Origin of the sequence: Lentzea waywayandensis, assembly GCF_900115955.1 — a bacterium.
In the GTDB taxonomy this organism is placed as follows: domain Bacteria; phylum Actinomycetota; class Actinomycetes; order Mycobacteriales; family Pseudonocardiaceae; genus Lentzea; species Lentzea waywayandensis.
This window is the reverse complement of record NZ_FOYL01000001.1, coordinates 1248725-1269072: the sequence shown is the minus strand read 5'-3', so window position 1 is coordinate 1269072 and position 20348 is coordinate 1248725. Positions and strand designations below refer to the sequence as shown.

General features: G+C 68.0%; 21 protein-coding genes and 3 pseudogenes. 17 read left to right on the top strand and 7 right to left on the bottom strand.

Annotated features, from left to right (window positions below):
* Positions 1-257 precede the first annotated feature (257 nt).
* From BM417_RS04920 to BM417_RS49800, 8 genes and pseudogenes are all read left to right on the top strand, one after another.
* The gene (locus BM417_RS04920) at positions 258-962 is read left to right on the top strand and encodes a hypothetical protein (RefSeq protein ID WP_143138509.1); all 705 of its coding nucleotides are present in this window, start codon (positions 258-260) and stop codon (positions 960-962) included.
* A 2025-nt stretch (positions 963-2987) separates the two neighbouring features.
* Positions 2988-3335, top strand: a complete 348-nt coding sequence (locus tag BM417_RS04910; protein ID WP_093588475.1) for a hypothetical protein — start codon at positions 2988-2990, stop codon at positions 3333-3335.
* A gap of 338 nt (positions 3336-3673) precedes the next feature.
* A complete protein-coding gene (locus tag BM417_RS04905; RefSeq protein WP_177320282.1) occupies positions 3674-4138 on the top strand; it encodes an NUDIX hydrolase in 465 nt (154 codons plus the stop codon).
* A gap of 114 nt (positions 4139-4252) precedes the next feature.
* Complete coding sequence (locus tag BM417_RS50455; RefSeq protein WP_456085497.1) at positions 4253-4381, top strand: helix-turn-helix domain-containing protein; 129 nt, start codon at positions 4253-4255, stop codon at positions 4379-4381.
* A gap of 15 nt (positions 4382-4396) precedes the next feature.
* Positions 4397-4591, top strand: coding sequence for a helix-turn-helix domain-containing protein (locus BM417_RS50205; protein ID WP_093588473.1), 195 nt, complete (start codon positions 4397-4399; stop codon positions 4589-4591).
* A gap of 78 nt (positions 4592-4669) precedes the next feature.
* Positions 4670-4807, top strand: a complete 138-nt coding sequence (locus BM417_RS49025) for a hypothetical protein (protein ID WP_245821698.1) — start codon at positions 4670-4672, stop codon at positions 4805-4807.
* A gap of 25 nt (positions 4808-4832) precedes the next feature.
* Positions 4833-4970, top strand: a pseudogene (locus BM417_RS50070) (IS3 family transposase); the annotation flags it as partial.
* A gap of 130 nt (positions 4971-5100) precedes the next feature.
* The gene (locus BM417_RS49800) at positions 5101-5451 is read left to right on the top strand and encodes an IS3 family transposase (RefSeq protein ID WP_281251290.1); all 351 of its coding nucleotides are present in this window, start codon (positions 5101-5103) and stop codon (positions 5449-5451) included.
* A 7-nt stretch (positions 5452-5458) separates the two neighbouring features.
* On the opposite strand, the gene BM417_RS04885 is transcribed toward BM417_RS49800, so the two are convergent.
* From BM417_RS04885 to BM417_RS47570, 3 genes are read right to left on the bottom strand one after another with little or no spacing between them, the layout of a single operon-like run.
* Positions 5459-6133 (bottom strand): response regulator, encoded by a 675-nt coding sequence (locus BM417_RS04885; protein ID WP_093588471.1) that lies wholly within the window; start codon positions 6131-6133, stop codon positions 5459-5461.
* A gap of 4 nt (positions 6134-6137) precedes the next feature.
* On the bottom strand, positions 6138-8675 hold the full coding sequence (locus BM417_RS04880; RefSeq protein WP_143138508.1) for an ATP-binding protein: 2538 nt from the start codon (positions 8673-8675) through the stop codon (positions 6138-6140).
* Between the two features lie 5 nt (positions 8676-8680).
* A complete protein-coding gene (locus BM417_RS47570) occupies positions 8681-8851 on the bottom strand; it encodes a hypothetical protein (RefSeq protein ID WP_177320281.1) in 171 nt (56 codons plus the stop codon).
* A 355-nt stretch (positions 8852-9206) separates the two neighbouring features.
* Between BM417_RS47570 and BM417_RS47565 the strand changes: the two are divergent.
* Positions 9207-9773: pseudogene (locus BM417_RS47565) on the top strand (hypothetical protein).
* On the opposite strand, the gene BM417_RS04865 reads toward BM417_RS47565, so the two are convergent.
* Complete coding sequence (locus BM417_RS04865; protein ID WP_143138506.1) at positions 9731-9916, bottom strand: hypothetical protein; 186 nt, start codon at positions 9914-9916, stop codon at positions 9731-9733. The pseudogene BM417_RS47565 and the gene BM417_RS04865 overlap by 43 nt on opposite strands.
* Positions 9917-10007: 91 nt before the next feature.
* Here BM417_RS04865 and BM417_RS49010 point away from each other — a divergent pair, with 91 nt between their 5' ends.
* Positions 10008-10418, top strand: a complete 411-nt coding sequence (locus BM417_RS49010) for an amino acid kinase family protein (RefSeq protein WP_093588467.1) — start codon at positions 10008-10010, stop codon at positions 10416-10418.
* Between the two features lie 58 nt (positions 10419-10476).
* Here the strand turns inward: BM417_RS49010 and BM417_RS50200 are convergent.
* Positions 10477-10587 (bottom strand): annotated as a pseudogene (locus BM417_RS50200) (tyrosine-type recombinase/integrase); the annotation flags it as partial.
* A gap of 244 nt (positions 10588-10831) precedes the next feature.
* On the opposite strand from BM417_RS50200, the gene BM417_RS04855 reads away from it, so the two are divergent.
* The 4 genes from BM417_RS04855 (at position 10832) to BM417_RS04840 (ending at position 16895) form a co-directional block, all read left to right on the top strand.
* Entirely contained in the window at positions 10832-14923 is a 4092-nt protein-coding gene (locus BM417_RS04855) for a CHAT domain-containing protein (protein WP_093588466.1), read from the top strand.
* Between the two features lie 12 nt (positions 14924-14935).
* Entirely contained in the window at positions 14936-15250 is a 315-nt protein-coding gene (locus BM417_RS04850; protein ID WP_093588465.1) for a hypothetical protein, read from the top strand.
* Positions 15247-15900 (top strand): hypothetical protein, encoded by a 654-nt coding sequence (locus tag BM417_RS04845; protein WP_093588464.1) that lies wholly within the window; start codon positions 15247-15249, stop codon positions 15898-15900. The genes BM417_RS04850 and BM417_RS04845 overlap by 4 nt, the downstream gene beginning before the upstream one ends.
* A gap of 65 nt (positions 15901-15965) precedes the next feature.
* A complete protein-coding gene (locus BM417_RS04840; RefSeq protein ID WP_245821697.1) occupies positions 15966-16895 on the top strand; it encodes a class I SAM-dependent methyltransferase in 930 nt (309 codons plus the stop codon).
* A gap of 162 nt (positions 16896-17057) precedes the next feature.
* Here the strand turns inward: BM417_RS04840 and BM417_RS04835 are convergent, their stop codons facing one another.
* Entirely contained in the window at positions 17058-17543 is a 486-nt protein-coding gene (locus BM417_RS04835) for a hypothetical protein (protein WP_093588463.1), read from the bottom strand.
* A gap of 142 nt (positions 17544-17685) precedes the next feature.
* Here BM417_RS04835 and BM417_RS04830 point away from each other — a divergent pair, with 142 nt between their 5' ends.
* Positions 17686-18102 (top strand): hypothetical protein, encoded by a 417-nt coding sequence (locus BM417_RS04830; protein WP_143138505.1) that lies wholly within the window; start codon positions 17686-17688, stop codon positions 18100-18102.
* Between the two features lie 284 nt (positions 18103-18386).
* Here BM417_RS04830 and BM417_RS04825 read toward each other — a convergent pair whose 3' ends face one another.
* Entirely contained in the window at positions 18387-19436 is a 1050-nt protein-coding gene (locus BM417_RS04825; protein WP_177320279.1) for an amidohydrolase family protein, read from the bottom strand.
* Positions 19437-19592: 156 nt separating this feature from the next.
* On the opposite strand from BM417_RS04825, the gene BM417_RS04820 reads away from it, so the two are divergent.
* Both BM417_RS04820 and BM417_RS04815 read left to right on the top strand, forming a co-directional pair.
* A complete protein-coding gene (locus BM417_RS04820; protein ID WP_093588461.1) occupies positions 19593-19802 on the top strand; it encodes a hypothetical protein in 210 nt (69 codons plus the stop codon).
* A 37-nt stretch (positions 19803-19839) separates the two neighbouring features.
* Entirely contained in the window at positions 19840-20184 is a 345-nt protein-coding gene (locus BM417_RS04815; RefSeq protein ID WP_245821696.1) for a hypothetical protein, read from the top strand.
* The last annotated feature ends 164 nt before the right edge of the window (positions 20185-20348 follow it).

The window sequence follows — 20348 nt, the reverse complement described above, 5'->3', positions numbered from 1 at the left end:
CATCGCCGCCTATGTGAGAAGAGATCGAGGTGGTCATGGAAGTTCACGACAGACTTGAACATTGTGGAGACACGTTGTGCGTTGCGCTCAGCGAGTTCGCCACGAGTCTTGCCGCTACGGCGCCAGCCTTGGCTCAAGTCGGGCGATCGGCGCTGGGAGACCTGGCTGATCGCCGGAAGGGCGCGACGAGGTTGTTCCCCTTCAAGTTGCTGGGCGCACTCGGAGTCGGGCTTGGGCGTGGTCTCCCGATCGCCGTCTTGTCGAGCCTGTGGTGGTCGGGGTTCGAGCGGCTGGGGCAGGCACACAGCCTGCACGCCCAGCGCCGTGCGATGACGGCGCTGATCCTGCTGCCCCAGCTCTACCTGGACTCGGTTCCGGTCACGACGAGACGGCGCGAGCAGTGGCGCGCGGAGCTGAACGTATCGACCGTGCGCGCGACGAACCGTGTGTTGTCGGCCATGCCGCCTCACCCTCTCGTTGTCACGCGCGACTATGCGCTCGCATATCACGTCGCGGTGCACGGTGCCGGGTATGCCAGGGACGCGGCGATGGTGGGCGCGGTGCTACCAGGCGTCGAAACGACGAGCCTGCAGCATTTCGGCTCGGCCTATGGGCTGCTGATGGGACTCGCGGCGGACCGAGCGAGCAGCCTCCCTCCGTTGTTGCTGCTCGCCCATGCGTTCGCGGGCACAGGAGCCGATCGCGACAAGCTCGCCAGGTTGCGCAGAGAGTCCACCACTTCGCCTGCGGCGCGGGTGGCACTGAACGAACTGGCCCATTCCAGGTTCGCGGTGCGCACTTACAACGAGGACGTCGAGTCGTTGAGGTGCAGGGTCCTCGGCATGCTTGCAGACGTGATGAAGCCGGGAGTCTTTCGTGCGGTGCTGCAAGAGGAAGTGCAGGCGGCGGCGCAGGCGGCGTCGTGCAAGGACGGCCAAACCGTGCTGAGCAATGCCGGGTGAAACCGCGTCCGGAAACGCGGCCCTTTCTTGGAACGAGTTTGCGACTGCCGGACATGACGAGCGGGTTCGCGGACGTGTGCTTTAGCGCGACCACACGCCGGGACCATCACCTTGCAGGATCGCGGTCACAGGGCGCTCCGCGGCCGAGTTGAGCGCCCTGTGACCGCGATCCTGGACGGAGAGCCGGTCGAGGTGGATCAATGCTTCAGCGCCGTGGCGGCGGACTGCGTGGCCGGTCTTGCTCTCTGAGGACGCGAGATGGGTTCCTGTGCCGCACCACGGTGGCAGACCCGCTCCTGCTGTCGCGGCTCTCCGACCTGAGCCGAGCCGTCGGCCAGTGCGGTGCACAGCTTGGACAACGCGGTGCTGAGCCACCTGGACGGCTATCGGCGTTCGCCCGACAAGCTGATCATCGTGAGCGCGCCACAACTCGCTGCCGGGTCTCAGTTGGTGGCAGTTCCGTCCCCATCGGGCTGGATCCATGGGCAGGGAGCGCATTCGGCGTTGCGGGACCACGCGTTCGCGGCGGAAGTAAGAGATGTTGGTCATTGCCCACGATGATGGGTGGTCAGTGGCCCAGGGCGCTGGAGCGGATCCCCGCGTCCTGGGTCACTTTCTTGCGTGTGGCGATTCGTGCGCGGGAACCGGGTAAGGAGCACTACCTGGTTTGCCGGGTAGTCGTGGACGAAGGCGGCGGAGTAGCACCTCAACACTTCGGTGCCGTTGTCGGCAAGCGAGTGGCGGCACCCTGCGTGCGAGTTCGCCACCGACTGACCCGGAGGACGACGTGACCTATTTTCCATCCAAAAGCTTGCCTGATTGCCAGGTTTCCGGCGTCGGGGGTCCGCGTCTGATCCGAGTCGGATGACGATTCCGCGTGCCTCGGGTTCACCACAGTCACCACGTGGTCCGAGGATGAACTGTGGGAGATGACCAAGCTGGGCCACGTTTTCGCCGGGTAGCTGTGTTCGGCCCCAGGCTTTCTCGGCGTGTCGTCGTCCTCCGCCGGAAGCCGCATGTTCACCTTCAGCACTCGGTGTGGCGAGACCGGGCCACGGCGGCTGGGCCAGCAACCGGGGCCACACCACGATGCGATCAGGCGGATGGTGCACGACGACTTCACCTGAGCGGAGAGCACAGCCTGTGGCGGCCTCACAGCACGCGGATTCTCACTTGCTGCGCCCGGTGCCAGCGTGTCAACGACAACGCGAGGAGCGAGACGTGTGCCACCTGCCACTCGCCGGTGTCGCGGGTGGACCCTCTTCTGAAACCGTTGGTAGGTAGTGAAACCGGAAGTAGCTCCGGTCAGCATCACAGATGCACGCCGTGCGTGGCGAGCCACGAAAGCGTTGATCTTCTGTGAGCCGCCAGCCTGCACTTCGAAGTGCAGGTGCGGGCCCGTCGACTGGCCTCTGTTGTTCATGGTGGCGATTCGGCCGCCCGCCTTCTCCTGGGTGCCTGCACGGGCCGTGACGGACGCGAACCCACAAGTCGAAGCCGGAGGCTGGCCCTGCCTCGATCACAACGCCGTCCGTGGCGGAGCGGATCGGGGTTCTGATGGCGATGGCGATGCCGTAGCGGAACTCATGGCCGCGAGCGCCGAACGTCGACGTGAGCGCGCTTACCGCCCGCAACGCGCGCACTTCGGACGCAAGGCCACCTCGGCTCGATCCGAGCCCGCTCGGCGGCAAGACGCGTTTGTTCCTCCTAGCGCGCCTGTTCCTGCCGGCGTTCCAGTTCCTCCTGGCGCAGCAGTTCTTGGCGGAAGTGGGTTCTGTCGCCAAGGAAACGCTTGCGGTCCCGGCTTGAAAGCGCCGATGAGCGCGCCTGCTGTGGTCAGGAGTGCCGCGGCCACCGCGACCTCTCCCGGTGGTTGGCGCACGTGCTGCAGTTGTGGCATGGGTTCCCAGGAATCGGGTTCGGGGTACGGATTGCCCCGGATGTGTGCCTCAACGTGCACGGCATTCGGAAACGTCAAAGATTTCGCTGTCACCTACAAGACGAAGCGCGTGCGTGGATGCCACCATGTCGCTCGCCGTCAACGAAGAGGACGGCGAGACCGAGCTGACCCTGACGGTATCCGGCGTTGAACCGAGCTCGAAGTGCGGCTCGCACGCGCACGCCAAGCGTTGTGGCGCCAAGTCGGCTGATGCCGTCAGGGAGCACCAGAACGAGAAGGATCCCGTGTCTCCGTGGTACGCCAACGCGGTTAACGAAGTCTTGCTCGACTTCACGATGGACGACGAGGGTGCCGCGACCTCGACCGTCACGGTGACGTGGAAGTTCCGCGAGGACAAGGCCAACAACGAACTTCATGCCGGGTTCCGCGATGGTCGTGAACGTGTCCGTTCGGACGCGCGCCGACGCCCGTAGCGGCCGCCGGACCGACGATCTCCGCGAGTGTTTCCCTGTGGGGGACAAATGTCGTAGGCCCCATATGCCTGCGGTCTTGTACGGCACCTCCGCGTGGACCCGGCCCAATCGCGCGTGTACGCCGATGAGATGTGCGGTCAGAACAGGAATTATGGAAGAGGCCAGAGGAACGACAGATCGACCGGAGGTCCAGCATGATCCACCACCGATCGTCCGCCACGGGACCTGCGAACCGCGAGATCGTCACGAGGACTGAATTGGTCGCCGTTGAAGGTAACGCACCTGCTTTCCCGGCCAGCGATGTGATCCTCAAGGGGCACCGGGCGACGGTGACGTGGATGGACCCCGACCTCCTTTCCGGTGTCGACCCGCGCGCGATCTACGGAGTCGGTGTCGTCGCATTCAGCGGCGACGACGAGATCGTCATGGTCCGGCTCAACCGGGGAATCGAGATTCCTGCCGGTACCGTCGAGGCCGCCGACACGAGCCTGGAGCACACGGCACGGCGTGAGGCCTGGGAGGAGGCCTGCATCACCCTGGGGCAGCTGCACCTCGTCCAGCTCATGCGAGTGGAGTGGCACGACCTCGCCAAGCCTGCGGTCTACGTGCCCATCTACGCCGGCAAGGTCGCCTCGATGCCTCCGTTCGCGCAACGCCACGAGACCTACGGCCGGATCATCGTCAGCTGCCGACAGTACGTGGACGTCCTCGGCTTCGGTACGCGGCGTGACCGCGAGCGGCTCATCGCGAACGCCAAATCTGCGGTCTACCAACGGTTTCCCGCTTGCAGCTCCTGGTTGTGATGACAGCCGTCAGCTCGCGAAAGTGGCGACTCGACTTGAACCGCTCCCCGGAAGTTGGACTGGGAATCCAGTTCTGACTTTCCGGGGAGCGGTTTGTTGCATCCATGAAGTTCGTTGTCTGAGGGGCAGTGGGAGGCTGCTGTCGCGTTGTTCGAGGTCGGGTATGGCGTGCTCGCTGCCGCGACCCGGCTCGGCGTGTCGCGAACCGCGGTGCGACGCTTGCATGATCGTTGGAAGCTGTGAGGCGCGGGAGCGCTGATGGCCAAGCCAGGCAAGCGGTCTTTCACGTTCGAGTTCAAGCTGGAGGTCGTGCGCCGGTTCGTCGCGGGTGAGGCGACCGCTGCCGATCTGGCGAGTAAGCACGATCTGGCCTCACCCAGACGGGTCGAGAACTGGGCTCGGCGGTATCGGCTTGACTGTGAGGACGCGTTGCGGCCCAGGCCGAAAGGCTGACAAGCCAAGCCCGCCGAGCCGTCCGGGCTCAGCGAGCTGGATCGTCTGCGGCAGGAGAACCTGGAGCTGTCCGCGAAGGTGGTGTTCCTGGAAAAACGACGGGCATTGAAGGAGGAAGGGGGCGAGAGTGAAGACGCGCTGCCGGTGCTGCTGGCGGCCGCCGGGCTGGTCCGTTCGACGTTCTTCTATAACCAGGCACGCCTAGGCTTGCCTTGACCCGCAGGCCGGGCTCAAGACCGCGATCATCGAGGCGTTCAAGGCCGCCCGTGGCCGATACGGGCATCGGTGCCTGCGCACGGTGTTGGCCCGCCAGGGCCGGCCTGTGGCCAAGAAGACCGTGCTCAAGCTGATGAACGCCTTCGGCCTGGTCTGCAAGGTCCGTCGGCCACGGAAGTACCGGTCGTGGCTAGGGCAGACCGGCACGACCGCCGAGAACGTGCTCAACCGCCAGTTCACCGCGTTGGCGCCGGACACCAAGTGGGTCACCGACGTGACCGAGTTCCGCGTCGGTGACCACAAGCTCTGCCTGTCCCCGATCGCCACCCTGCCCGCCGGGGCCGCACCGCTGGTGCATTCCGATCAGGGTTCCAGTTCGAGCACGCCTCCTGGCGCACGCCGTTGGCGACGCGGGCCTGACCCCGTCGATGTCACGGCGAGCCAACTGCCTGGACAACTCGATGGCCGAGAACTTCTTCGGTCACCTGAAGGAAGAACTGTTCCACCACAACACGTTCGACACCATCACCGAGTTCACCGAGGCGCTGGAGGAGTACAGCGACTGGTACAACACCATCCGCGTCTCGACCACGTTCAAGGGTCTGAGCCCGGTCGAGTACCGAGCTGAGACCCTCGCGGCCTAACCTTCGGTTAGCCAGTCCAACTTTCAGGGACCAGTTCAATGACGAGCCCCTCCCGGACTGCCCAGAGCGCGGCCTGGGTGCGCGAGACGAAACCGAGCTTGGAGAGCACGTTGCTGACGTGAGTGCGCGCCGTTCGCTCGCTGATGACCAACGTGTCCGCGATGTCGCGGTTGGACTGACCTCGGGCGAGAAGTACGAGGATCTCGCGTTCGCGAGGCGTGAGCGTGTTGGACGTGCGGTCCGGCCCCACCAGAGTGCGGGTGAGGGTTCGGGCCACGGCGGGGTCCAGATGGACCTGTCCCTTGTGCGCGGCCCGCACGGCGGCGCCCACCTGGTCCGCGTCGGTGTCCTTCAGGAGATAGCCGGAAGCGCCGGCCTCCAGGGCGAGATGGACGCGTTCCGCCTCGCCGAACGATGTGAGGGCGACCACCTCGACCTGAGGGTAGCGGCGCTTGATCTCCTTGGTGGCGCCGATTCCGTCCAGCCGCGGCATGAGGAGGTCCATGAGCACGACTTCGGGAAGGTCGTCCTGCACGGCCCGTACAGCGAGCTCGTCGAGTGCGGACTGACCGTCACCTGCTTCGCCGACCACCTCGATGTCGTCGATCAGATCGAAGAACGCGCGCATGCCGCGGCGTACCACGGCGTGGTCGTCGACGAGGAACACCCGGATCGCGGTCATCCTGTCACCCCTGTCCGTCCGGTGTTGTCGAGATCGTGACCCTCACTGTCGTCGACCCCTCTGGGCTGCTGTCGACCTCCAGTTCACCGCCGATTCGCTGCACTCTCTCACGCATTCCGGTCAACCCCATGCCGCCAGTGGAGACCGCTGCGGGGTCGAAGCCGGTGCCGTCGTCGACGACCTCGATGAGCACGTTGCCGTGCACCTCCTCGATGAGAATGTTGATTCGGTCGGGGCGGGCGTGCTTGATGCTGTTGTGCACCGCTTCCTGCACCACCCTGAACAGCTCTGTCTCGGCGCTTTCGGCGAGCGACAGCCGGTATCCGGGTCCTTCGACGGCTATCGCCACGCCTTCACGCGATGCGATAGCCGCTGACTGCTTGCGGACCGCCTCGGCCAAGCCGTCCTCTCTCAGCGCGTTGGGGCGCAGCTGGAACAACGAGGCGCGCATCTCCATCAGCGCGCCCTGGGTGAGCGAGCGAAGCTCGCGGATTCCCCTTGCCACCGAACCGTTCTCGTCGACGCCTTCCCGCTTCAACGCGAGTTCGACCGCACGAGCGTGCAAGGTCATGGAGAACAGGCCTTGGGACACGGAGTCGTGCAGGTCACGCGCCAATCTGGTGCGCTCTTCGAGCATTGCCACCTGTGCCGCCTCGTCGATCATCTCCATGACCGCGACGACGCCGAGCTGTTCTTCTCCGGCCACCTCGGTCATCACCATCTGTGCGGACGCGGCTCCCACCGCGCCTGCCAGCACGGTCTCGACGTGCCTCAGCAAGGCGGCGTCGGCGTTCTCCTCCGACCTGGGGTCGGTGTCCACCGCGGCGAACGTCCGGTCCGCCACGCCGGACCCAACCGCCCGGGACACCACCTGGTACAACGACGACACCGGGACGATGCGCTTGCGCGGCAACGCCAGCTGGGCCGGTTCCTCGAGCGCGTCTACGAACTGCACCGCCTGCGCCTGCTCACGCGGATTCTGCTTGCTTAAGAGGGAGACGAGCACGTAGCAGCCGACGTTGAGCACCATGCTCCAGAACATCCCGTGGCTGATGTTGTCCATCCCGGTGACGCCGAGCAGGTGCTCCGGCCGCAGAGCCCGGATTCCGAACGGGCCGTCGTCGAGGAAACCGCGGGACAACCAGCCGACCGCGGCGAAACTCGGGACCAGCAAGGTGTACGCCCACACCACGACGCCGCCCACGAGCCCGGTCAGCACGCCGTTGCGGGTGCCGCCCTTCCAGAACAGGCCTCCGAGAATCGCGGGAGCGAACTGCGCGACTGCGGCGAACGAGATTAACCCCATGGACGCCAGTGCCGCGCTTCCACCGGCGAACCGGAAGTACGTGTACCCCAGCAGCATCACGATCACGATCGACGCGCGCCGGGAGAACTGGATCAGCCTGGCCAAATCACCCCGATAGCTCATCTTGAGCAGGATTGGCACCACGATCGAGTTCGACACCATTGTGGACAGTGCCACGGTCTCCACGATGATCATGCCGGTAGCGGCGCTCAGTCCGCCGATGAAGACCAGTATCGTCAACAGATCCATTCCGGCCGCCATCGGCAGGGTGAGCACGTAGGTGTCAGCGTCGCTGCCAGGACCGAAACGCAACAGGCCGGCCGCCGCGATGGGAAGTACGAACAGGCTGATCACCGCCATGTACAGCGGTGTCAGCCACATGGCCTGCTTGACATGGCGTTCGTCGACGTTCTCGACCACCCCCACCTGCCATTGCCGTGGCAGTAGGAGGATCGCGAACGCCGACAGCACCGTGAGCCAGATCCAGGTGCCCGACGAGTCACCGAGCCCAAACACCTGCGTCAGCCCAGCGTCCGCGGCCTTGGCGAAGAGGTCGCCGAACCCGTCATGAAGCCCCCAGGTCACTGCGACCCCGGCCGAGACGAAGGCGACCAGCTTCACGACCGACTCGAACGCGATCGCGATGACCATGCCCTCATGGCGCTCCGTCGCGTCGAGGTGCCTGGTGCCGAAGAGGATGGTGAAGCCCGCCAGCAGCAAGGCGACGTACAACGCGGTGTCCTGGTACAGCGGCGCGGAGGTCAGCGCCGACTCCGATGACGCGACAGGCGCCCTGCGAATGATCTCGAACGTGGTGGAGACCGCCTTGAGTTGTAGCGCGATGTAGGGGATGACGCCCACCACCGCGATCACCGTGACCAGGCTGCCCAGCGCGACGCTCTTGCCGTAGCGCGCGGAGACGAAGTCCGCGAGTGACGTGACGCGATGGCGCCGGCAGATGCGGACGATCCGCCGCAGCACCAGCCAGCCGGCCGCCAGCATGATCGTGGGACCGAGATAGATAGGCAGGAAACCGACCCCGGTCTCCGCGGCCCGGCCCACACTGCCGTAGTAGGTCCACGACGTCGCGTAGACCGACAGAGACAGCGCGTAAACGGTGCCACGTCCGATGATGCTGCGGCCGGAGCTCGCGCGACGGTCACCGCAAAACGCGATCGCGAACAGAACTCCGAGATAGGCCACCGAGATTCCGATGACGATCCACGTCTGCGACATCGGGATCACTTGTGGAGGCGTACTAGCAGTGCGACTAGCACGATGATCGCGAGCCAGCCGGTGAACAGGTAGAACAAGGTGGCCGGCATGCCACCGATGACGCCCTCTTGGACGAACACGTTCAGCATCGGAGGCACGATCAGCAACGCGCCGAGGACCGCAGCTGCCGTTGTCAAGCCTGTGAAACGAGCATCAGAGCGCTGCATGTGTGCACCACCAGGGCTTGTGGGGCGGATCACAGGGAGCGTAGGCAGGCGGAGCAGGGGTGAGCGATGCCGAACCGCCGTCTGCTCACGAAATGCCACGCAATCGCACCCTGGAGGGCCTTGCCGAACCGGGAGCCGGTTGTGCTTCAGCGGGTCATGGTCCCCGGATCCAACTGCACTTTTCGTGCAGCGACGGTTCGACTCGGGCACATCCGCCGGACAGCGGCTCGCCACCGTCCGTGCGCCGGACCATCGTGCTGGGCTTCGAGCAACGTGCGCACCCCACCCAGATGCTCGCCGACATCCTCACCATGACCGAGAAACCATGACCGAGAACTTCAACGGCCAGATCGAGGACATCAAGTTCGCCTTCGTCGGCGACGGCCACAACAATGTTGCCCGCTCGCTGCTCATCACCGGCGCCCTGCTCGGCATGGACGTCCGCATCGCAGCACCCACCGCGTTGCGACCACCCGCCGACGTGATCGTCAAGGCCCACGAACTGGCTGTGGCGAGCGGCGCTCGCGTGCTCGTCAGCGACGACCCGGAACAGGCCGTCGCGGGCGTCGACTTCATCTACACCGACGTCTGGGTCGGCATGGGCGACTCACCTGAGGGCTGGGACACCCGCGTGCCCCTGCTGACGCCCTACCGCGTCATCCCCGAGCTGATGAAGGCCACCGGCAATCCCGACACGAAGTTCCTGCACTGACTGCCGTCCATCGACGACCGCACTACTCAGGTCGGCCGCTGCGTCCACGACCAGTACAGCCTCGACGGCGCCGAAGTCACCGACGAGGTCTTCTCCTCGCCTGCCTCGGTCGTCTTCGAACATGCCGAGAACCGCCTTCACACCATCAAGGCGGTCATCGTCGCCGGGCTCGCCTCCTGATGCGCATCGTCATCGCACTCGGAGGCAACGCCCTGCTGATGCGCGGCGAACACGCGGACGCCTCCGTCCAGCTCCACCACGTCGAAGCTGCGGCGCGAGTCCTCGCGCCGCTGGACGCCGAATACGAACTCGTGGTCTGCCACGCCAACGGTCCCCAGATCGGCCTGCTCGCCCTGGAAAGCAGGCCGACCCGTCACTCACCCGCCCGTACCCCCTCGGCGCCGAACCCAGGGCATGATCGGCTACTGGCTCGCCCCAGTCCAGCGCAACGCGGGCGTCCGCAAACCGGTCCTCGCCGCAGTGACGCAGACGGTGGTCGATGCGGCCGACCCGGCGTTCTCGGCGCCGACGAAGTTCATCGGCCCGATCTACGACCGCGCCCAAGCGGACCGGCTGGCCGCGCAGAACGGCTGGACTATGGCCGAGGGCGGCCCGCACTGGCGCCGCGTCGTGCCCTCACCCGAGCCGCTCTGGCTGGTCGAACAGGAGTCCATCGAGCAGCTCGTGAGCGGCGGGACCGGCTCGTACTTCGTGGGTCGAGTGACCGAGACGTATCTGGCCGCGTTGTACGGCAAGCGGTGTTGCCGCACGGCATGGCCGAGTGCCCTGGACAACGTCGCAAGGCAACGACGCAGGGTCGTGTGACCGCAGCCGGCCTCCAGTTGGTTGCGGACGTAGAGCACGACGTGTTGGTGGACAGGTCTTCGAGTCTGATCAACCCGATGTGCGGGATCAGATCTTTGTGGACATATGCGTAGTAGTTCGCCATCGTTGTTGGCTTGAGTGTCAACGCCTTGGTGTGCAACCAACTCACGAGGTAGTCGGCGCTCACGATCCGGTGCGGCCCGGCCAGCCACCGCACGAGACGCCTCGACCGCAGCCGCACACCGGGACCGCCCTGCCCTGGACCGGATGGAGGACACACCCTCGGTGCAACGCGCGAGCTCGACCCGTCACGAGTGCTCCATTCGGGGTCTTCTCCGGCCAAGGTGTCACGGACGTCTCGGCGCGTCGGATATCCCCACCGCGCGGACTTGGCCGTCGCCGATGGGAGGGTTGTGCGGAAGTTGCTCACGGCGGTGCGCCGGCGGTCGGCGGCGTACCTCAAGCGGGGTGACGTGGACGCGGTGTTGTCGGCCAAGGCGCTCACCGAGTCCGGCCGCCTGTGGACGACCGCCCAGGCCGAGTGTGGGCGGCGGCCGGTGCCGTTGCAGGTGGTCAACGCGGTGGCCTGGTTGCACTGGTGTCGCCACCTCGCGCTGACGCCCGGCGGCGGCCGTGACGACCACCAGCTCGCTGTCGCGTTGTTCCGCTCCGTCCACGCGGTGAACTCCGCGCTGGTGCCCGCGGAACTGCGCGCCCTGCTCGCGATCGAGACACCCGCGACTACCGAGATCGTCCAGGCGGACAGGGCGGACGAGGCCGGAGACCTCGGCGAACGGGGCGCTCAGCTGCTGATGCGCTCGCGGAAGCGGAATGATCTCGCGGACGCCATCGGCCTGCTGCGGCGCGCTGTCGACCGCGGCGGGAACGACCACCCCGAGCGGCACATGTGGCTCGGCAACCTCGGCATCGCCCTCTACACCCGGTTCAAGCGGTCGGGTGTGCGCGCGGACCTGGACGAGGCGGTCGCCTGGTCGCGTGGTGCGGTCGAGACCGTGCCCGCCAGGCACGCGTACCGGGCGGCGCACCTCCTCAACTTCGGCAAGGTGCTGCGCGAGCACGGCGACCTCGACGCCGCGATCGCCTCCTTCCGCGCCGCGATCGCCTCGCCGACCGCGCCCGGCGAGGTGCGGCGGATGTGCCGTCTGCCGCTCGCCGGCGCGCTGCACCAGCGGTACAGCCACTCCAAGGACCCCGCCGAACTGGACGCGATCATCCTGGCGTGGCGCGCGGCCCTCGAGGTGAAGCAGACGGACGACGAGCGGTCGTCGGCGCTGACGAATCTGAGCGTGGCGCTGTGCACCCGGCACGGGCTGAGCCCGTCACCCGAGGACGCGGATGCCGCGCTGGCAGCCGCGCGTTCGGCGGCCGAGATCATGCCCGACGACCTACGGCTGACCGTCCTGGCCAACCTGGTGTCGGCGCTGGCACTGCACCTCGACCGACCAGACGGCGAGAACCTGGAACCTCGCTCCGACCGGGACCTGCCCGACAAGCCGACACGCCACCCGCACGAACCAAGCGAGGGGAGCCCGGCACCCCACCTGGACGAGCAAGTCGGCAGGCACCTGGTCGACGAGCTGGTCAAGACGGCTCGCGAGGCCCTCGCCACAGCACCCCCGGACGACTGGCGCCGCGTCGGGCTGGTGGAGCACCTCGGCGGCGCGCTGTGGCGGCGCTACCTCGATCGGCGCGCGAGCGGTGACCTCGTGGAGGTGATCGCCTGCGCCCGCGCCGTCGTGGAGGCCTCGCCGGAGGACGGTGACCGGCGGGCGTCCGCGCTCGCGTACCTCACCAACGCGCTGAACGCGAGACTTACCGCGAGTGAGGAAGGGGACGACCTCACCGCCGCGGTCGCCGACGGTCGGTGGCTGCTCGACGCCACCGGCGCCGAGGAACCCGAGCGCGCGGCGCGGTTGGGGCACCTGGGCAGGGCGCACCACCTCCGGTTCTTGCGGCTGGGTGAGATGGCCGAACTCGACATCGCGATCACCTTGTTCCGCGAGGCGGTGGACGCCGCGCTGCCGGATCAGCAGGCGGCCGTGTCGGCCGGCCTCGGCGAAGCGCTGACGCGCCGGTTCACCGTGCTGGGCAGGCTCGACGACCTGATCGCCGCCGTGGCCCACACCCGCGCCGCGGTCGCCACCGTCCGCGGCGACCACCCCGCGCGGCCGGAGGTGCTGTCCCTCTTCAGCGAGGCGTTGCGGCACCGCTACCACCGGCTGGGCGACCCCGCCGACCTCGACGCCGCGGTCGAGCACGCGCAGGCGTCCGTGGACGCCACCGACCGCGACGATCCGGCGCGGGCGTCCCGGCTGGGCAGCCTGAACAACGCCCTGCAGTTCCGGTACGGCCGCACCCGCGACCGGGACGACTTGGACCGGGCCATCGCCGGGAACGTGGAGGCAGCGGGACTCGGCACCGAGCACCTCCCCGCGGCCCGGTCCAACCTCGGCGGCTCGTTGCTGATCCGGTACCGGGACGGCGGGGATCCGGCCGACCTGGACGCGGCGATCACCCACATGTCGTGGGTGATCGACCACGCCGCCGCGGACGACTCTGATCGAGCGGCCTACCTGTGCAACCTCGGGTTCGCCCTGCACGCGCGCTTCGGCGAGCGGGGTGACGCGGCCGACCTGGAGGCCGCCGTCGCCCACCACGAGGCGGCGGTCGCGACCGGGGACGGCCACCGGGGGCAGGAGCTTTTCCTGCACAACCTGGCCACGGCGTTGTGGGAGCGGTTCGAGCGCTCGGGGGACGAGGCCGAGGCCGCGGCCGTGCTGGACGCCCTGCGTCGCGCCGCGGCGATCGAGATCGCGCCCACGGCGGAGCGGGTGGGCCACAGCCGCCGGCGGGGCGACCTGGCGGCGCACCTGGGCCGCTGGCAGGAGGCGGCGGACAGCTACGCGCGGGCGGTCGCCCTGCTGCCCCTGATGGCCTGGCGCGGCCTCGACCGGGACGGTCGTCAGGGACGACTCGCCTGGTGGGGCGGTGCCGCCGCGGACGCCGCGGCCTGCGCCATCACCACGGGCGAGGTCGAACGTGCCGTCGTCCTGCTCGAACAGGGGCGCGGTGTGTCGTGGTCGCAGCTGCTGGACATGCGCACCGACCTGAGCGCGTTGCGGCGGGTGCGGCCGGAGCTCGCCGACCGGTTGGCGGCGGTGGGCGCCGAACTCACCGACGAACCCGCGCTGGAGCCGGGACTGGCCCCGCGCGGCGACCTCGAGGTGGCGGTCGACCGGCGGATCGCGGCGGCGCACGAGTGGGAGGAGTTGGTCGCGCAGGTCCGAGCGGTGGACGGGTTCGCCGACTTCCTGCTCCCGCCGCCCCCGGAAATCCTGTCGGCCGCGGCCGAACGCGGGCCCGTGGTCATCGTCAACGTGAGCCAGTGGCGGTGCGACGCGCTCCTGGTGCGCGCCGACGGGGTGCACGCGTGTGCGTTGCCCGATCTGACCCTGTCCGAGGTCGTGGCGCGAGCCGAGCGCTACCTCGTCGTCCTGGGTGAGGCGGAGGCCGCCGACCTGCGGCACGCCGAGGCCCGGCAGCCGGTGCCGGACGAGTTCCCGCGGGCGGCGGCCCGGCGGCTGCTCGACGCCGGGCGGGCGGTGGAGGAGGCGCACGAACGCGTCGACCACCTGCTCGCCGACCTCCAGGCGTGGATGTGGGACGCGATCGCCGAACCGGTGCTCGACGCGCTCGGCCTCACCGCCACGCCCACCGGGGACGTGGCGACGTGGCCGCGGGTGTGGTGGTGCCCGACCGGGCCGCTCACCCTGCTGCCGCTGCACACCGCGGGACGGCACGGCGACGGCCATCGGACGGTGCTGGACCGGGTGGTGTCGTCGTACTCGCCGAGCCTGCGGGCGCTGCTGCAGGCCCGCCGTCCCGACGTCGCGGCGGACCCGGCGTCCGATCGGCTGCTGCTGGTCGACGTGCCGGACGCGCACGGGATGGCCCACATTGACAGCAAGGCGGAACGCGAGGCGCTGCTGCGGGGCTTTCCCGGCGACGCGCACACCGTGCTGGACACCACGACGGCGGTTCGCGCCGCGTTGCCGCACCACCGGTGGGCTCACTTCAGCTGCCACGGCGACCAGGACCTGAGAGACCCGTCGCGTGGAGGGCTTCGGCTGCGGGACGGCGTGCTGACCGTCGCGGACCTGAGCAACGGCCGGTGCCGCGGCGACTTCGCCGGCCTGTCCGCGTGCAAGACCGCGGTCGGCGGCGTCCACCTCCTCGACGAGGTGATCACGCTGGCGGCGGCCCTGCACCACACCGGCTTCCGCCACGTCGTCGCGGCGCTCTGGTCGATCGACGGCGACACCTCCTCGGAGGTGTTCAGCACCCTGTACGGCCGGATCGCGGCGCACGGACGGGTCGACCACGAGCGCGCGCCCGCCGAACTGCACGAGGTGGTGCGCCGCATCCGGGACCGAAGACCCGACTGGCCCCACCGCTGGACCCCGTTCGCCCACATCGGACCTTGACCGAGGACGCCCATGAGCAACCCTGCCCCGTCGCCGCTGCCCTTCGCGGAGGTGACCGCGGAGACCTACGCCGAGGCGTTCTCGGCGACGTGTGAGCCCACCGAGACACGCCGCGGCGTGCTGCTGACCGGGACGTGCCCGCGCTGCGGCGACCGCATGGACTACCTGGTGCCCACAGGCGTCTTCCTCGGAGCCTCCGGCACGTCGGCCCGTGTGCGGCCGACACCGGTGATGTGCACCTGCAACGGCTCGCACGAGGGAAGGCCGGACGCCGACGAGGGCTGCGGTGCGTACTGGACGGTCGAGCTGACCGCAGTGGCGTCATGACGGTGAAGGTGTCCGCGGGCCCACCGGCGGTGCCCGGCGACCGGCACGTGGCCAAGGCCACCCGTGCCCTGCTCGCCGACGAGCTCCCCCGTCTCCGCGCCGGAGCCCTGGCGTGGCGCAACGGTCTCGGCGCCCTGTTGGCGGGCCTGATCGGTTTCGGCCTGGTGCGGGGCCGCTCGGACGTCACGCAGCTGGCTCCGGCCTGGGCGGCTACCGTGGGCGTCCTGCTGCTGGCCGCCCTCGTCACCGGCAGCGCGGCTGCCCTGCTGGTGATGCGCGCCGCCCACGGCCGCCCGCGCTCGGCCGCACTGCCTGCGGGCGCGGTGGCGGCCGACCCCGCCGAGGTCGCGCGGTGGACCGAGGCGAGCGCTTCGGAACGCGCGCTGCGCCGCGGTGTGGCGCTGTCGTTCGCCTGCACGGCTCTACTGGCCGCCGCGGTCGGCGTGACGTGGTACGGCCCGGCGAAGGACAAGCCGCGCGTGGAGGTCAGGTTCCCCGGCGGCGACCGGTCGTGCGGCGAGGTCGTCTCGACGTCGTCGGGCAAGCTCGTCCTGAAGACACCGCTCGGACTCCAGACCGTTGATCTGACCGAAGTGGACGGTCTGGCGGCGGTGGTCGCCTGTGATCCGCCACGGCCGCAGGACCCGTGAGTGTCCCGTGCCGATGTGGCCACAGAGCCCTCAGCTGATCGGCTTCTTTGGTGGGTAGCGACTTCATGAGTAGCGTCGTGAACATGGAGAACGGCGGACCCAGCCGGACAGCGCTCGTCACCGCGTACGCCCGCGCCTACCACCAGATCGCTGATCGGCCGCAGATCTTCACCGACCCCCTCGCCGCACGTCTGCTCGGCTACGCCGCGGAAGAACTGCCGAGTCTGGGCACGGCCGCAACCGATCGCCTCGGCGGCGCCGTCACAGACCGGCCCCGCCGCCTGTTCTTCGCCTCCAGGGCTCGCTTCGCCGAGGACACCGTGGCCACGGCCGTCGCCGCCGGTGTGCGGCAGGTCGTGATCCTGGGCGCGGGCCTGGACACCTTCGCCTATCGCAATCCGCGCCGGGACCTGCGCGTCTTCGAGGTCGACCACCCCGCCACCCAGGCGTGGAAGCGAGAACGCCTTGCCACGACCGGAATTGACAGCCCCGAGACGCTGACCTTCGTGCCGGTCGACTTCGAAACCCAAACACTGGCAACGGAACTGGAATCCGCCGGATTCAGCCGGACGGACCCGGCCGTGTTCGTGTGGCTGGGCGTCGTCTACTACCTGACCCCGGATGCCGCCCACGCCACCCTCGCCTACATCGCCGGTCAGGCCCAGCCGGTCGAGGTGGTCTTCGATTACCTGCGGTCCGCGACCACCGAAGCGGAACGTGCCTACCAGCGCGCACGTGCCGATCGGCTGGCCGGCGTCGGCGAACCCCTGTTCAGTTACTTCACTCCCGACGGCATCGCCGCACAGTTGCGAGCCCTCGGGTTCACCGGTGTCGAGGACTGCTCCGCTCCCGACCTGATCGCCGGTTACCTCGGCGGATCCGCGGCGTTCGAAGGCGAACCGTCCCCGGCGCTGCACACGATCCGCATGCTGCGCGCGAAGAGTGGCGTCGAGATCGGGTCCAGCTACGGGATCAGAGAAGTACCACCAGTGTGATCTCCCGCTTGCCGTGCCCCGATCAGACGGCGTCAGACCGAACCGGGGCGCGAACCGCAAGATCCGCGCTCACAACTCGTCGGACACGATCCAGGGAAGCTGCTCACCCTTCTGTGCGCCAAGGTAAACGCATCGACGATCAACAGCATCCAAGATCGTTCTTTAGGAGTTCCTGGTTTTGTCGGAGCTTCTCAGATCCTCGATGATCTGCTGCACGGCTTCCTTGATCTCGTCGTTCACCGACAGCTCGTACACGTGCACCCGCACGTTCCACCGCCCGGCGACGGCGTGCACCGACAGTCCCTCGTCTCCGGGCTGCCCGGCCTCACACGACTTGGTCTCGGAGTCCAGCACCCCGCTGGCGCAGAGCATCGGCGTGAGCCGCTCCGACTCCTCCTGGCTCGCGTAAGCGACAAGCCCCAGACTGAGAACCTGCTTCCCGGTCGAGACGAAGACCTGGCAGCCGTTGGTCTCCACGGAGTTCACCTCCGAGACCACGAAGCCCTTGGTGATGACCGCCAGCGGTTCGGGCTTGAGCAGGCCGGGACAGCCCGACTCCACCTTGTCGGCCAGGCCGGCCGGCACATCGGTGCCGCACGCGGCCACGAACGCGAGTGCCGCCAGTACTCCTGCGAATCTGATTCTCACTTGTTCCCCCAGGTTCCAGCGCCTCATTGTGGGCGCGGCGTGACATGGTCGCACGCCGTGTCGGTGCTGGGAGGTCCACCCGCGCTACGGCCCTGGGCACCGTTGCCGGGGTTGCCGTGCAGCTTGTCTGGAGGAGGTGAACGTGCGGATCGTTGGTCTGCTGGAGGCCGCATTGTTGCTGCTGACGGGATGCGGAGGCATCTCGGTCGAAACGAACGGTGACCTGGACTCAGCGGTGCGTACGTTCATCGGTGAGCGGGTGGACAAGACCCGCCCGTTCACCGAGTTCACCTCGTGGGACTGGGACAAGCTGTACGTCGTGGACCTCGACGGTGCTGATGCCGGCTACGTGGAAGAGGTCACCGGTGAGAAGGTGGACGCGCCCTGGGGCAGTAAGAGTGGCGTGTTCCTGTACTACAAGGACGGCAAGCGAGTGCGGGCCGAGTTGATGACCGAAGGGGCGTTCTGCTCGGGGAGCTACACCCGTGAGGCCATCGTTGATCAGAGGTTCGCTTGCTGGTTGCAGGATCCGAAGCTGCAGGAGTTCCCGGTGAAGTAGCGCGTGCTGCGGTAGCGCGGGTGCGTACGACCGGCGACAGGCCGCCGAACACGGCTACTGCCCTTCTGAGTTGGCAATGATGGCGGACTCGGCTCAGGCGCATGATCTGGCGCGGGGCAGGGCGAGTTCGCTTCACTGTGAGGCCCGGTGAGAGCGCTCTTTCCTTTGGTCTTCCGAGGTGGTCGACGAGAACGCGTTCGCAGGGACGGTCCGCAAGGTCATGACAGCTGGTCCTGCTCGGCGAACAGATCGCACGATCTCGACGAACGGCCTAATGGGCCTGATCAGAGGATGACTCTCCCGCGCAGGACGATTCGGCTCGGCCGGCGCAGCACGCCCAGGTCGACGGTCGGATCCGCGTCGTAGACGACGATGTCGGCCCAGCCCCCGTCCGTCAGTCCGGGCAGGCCGAGCCACGACCGCGCGGTCCACGAACCCGCGCCGACGGCGACCTCGGGAGGCAACCCCGCGCGAACCAGCCAGTCGATCTCACCCACGATGTCGCCGCACGGCTTGCTGTCCGTTCCCGCCAGCACTGTCACCCCGGCCTCGTGAGCTGCCAGGGCCGTTCCGGCCAGTCCGTCCCAACCGGACCGCAGCCATTCCCGGATGTTCTCGGGTACGTCCTGGCCGAGCTGCTCCACGGTCTTGGCGAACGCGGTGAAGGTCGGTACGAGCGCTGTTCCCTGTTCCGCCATCCGCGGCAGCAGGGTGTGGTCGAGGTGCAGGCCGTGCTCGAGACTGTCGGCACCGGCGAGAACAGCGTTCGTGCAGCCCTCGGCCGTCTGGCAGTGCACCGCGACGCGGCCGCCGATCGAGTGCACGGCGTCAACCGCCGCCGTGAGCACCTGCAGCGGTACAGGAGGTGTGCCGGGCAGCCAGTCGCCGATGATCTTGCACCAGCCGGAGGAGGCCTTGGCCTCCTCCACCGCGGCGTCGACGAGGTCCGCTTCGGTGACGTCACGGCCGAACCCCGCGAAGAACTTGCCGGGAGTGGCGAGCCACTGACCTCCGGTGCGCAGCCGGGGCAGGTCGATGTCGTCGTGGACACGACCGGAGACGCGGTCGGCCGATCCAGGTGAACGCACCGCGAGGACTCCGGCGTTGCGGTGCTCGACCATGTGCTGCCGGAACAGCGTCAGGTCGAACTCGTCGCCCGGCTTGTCAGTGCCGGGGTGGGTGTGCACGTCGACGAGGCCTGGGAGCAACCACCCACCATCGACCACGAAATCGTCGTGTCCGCCGGCCGACGCGGTTCGAAGCTGCTCGCCGTCGATCTGTAGAACAACTTCCTCGTGCTCCGGCAACCTGATGCCTCGAACCTTGAGTGCCATCCACAGTCTCCCCTCGCGATGTGCGCGCGGCCAATGTCGAGTCCGATCTGATCATGCAGTTGTGACCGCCGTCACCTGTCAGTGAAATGTCAGCGCCGGTTCCTAGCTTGGGCGCGGGCGTGTGACCCGCACCGATCATGGAACTGGGGACAGTCGATGACTCGTCTTGGCGACACGATCCTCGCTGCCGCGGTCACGCCGCTCGCCAGCTCAGCGACCGACCACAACCTGGTGACCTACAAGCGCGGCAACGCCGAATCGATCGCCCGTGGCAGCGCGGCCAAGGGCGCCAAGGTGATCCGGTGGTCGTCCGACGGCCGCAGCGGGCAGGGCCCGCGGTTCGTCGCCCGTGTGATCGATGCCTGATCTCTCCTTTTCATCCCACGCGCAAAGGGGATTCATCGTGCTTCTCAACGCTGTCAGGAAGATCGGCATCGCCGTCGGCACCATTGCGAGTGCGAGCATCCTCCTCGCCTCGCCCGCGTCGGCCGCCCAGCAATGTGGCGACCTGCGAGGCCCGGAAGGTGGCACCTTGCCTCTGTGCAAGTCGTGGGTGTGGGACGGCAACGACTACGACGGCAGGTGGTGGACCAACGGTCCGTCGTCGCTGCCGTCGCACACCTACCTGCAGCGCCGTGAGGACGGTGTCGTGAAGAACTCGTCCTACTCCGGCAGCTACAGCGATGTCGGCAAGATCTCGTTCCGCCTCTGCGACAGCGTCACCGGCCGCTGCTCCGGCTGGTGGTGAGACCTCCGCACCCTGTGGCTTGCGTGCCGCAGGGTGGCGGCTGCTCGAGCACCTGGCCGCGAGCCGGGCAGCCGGAATGCAAGTCGGCCTCGGAAGCGCTGAGGCCGGGAACTGTCGACATCGGTGTCGGCTCGACCACCTCATTCGACTGAGATATCACGCCT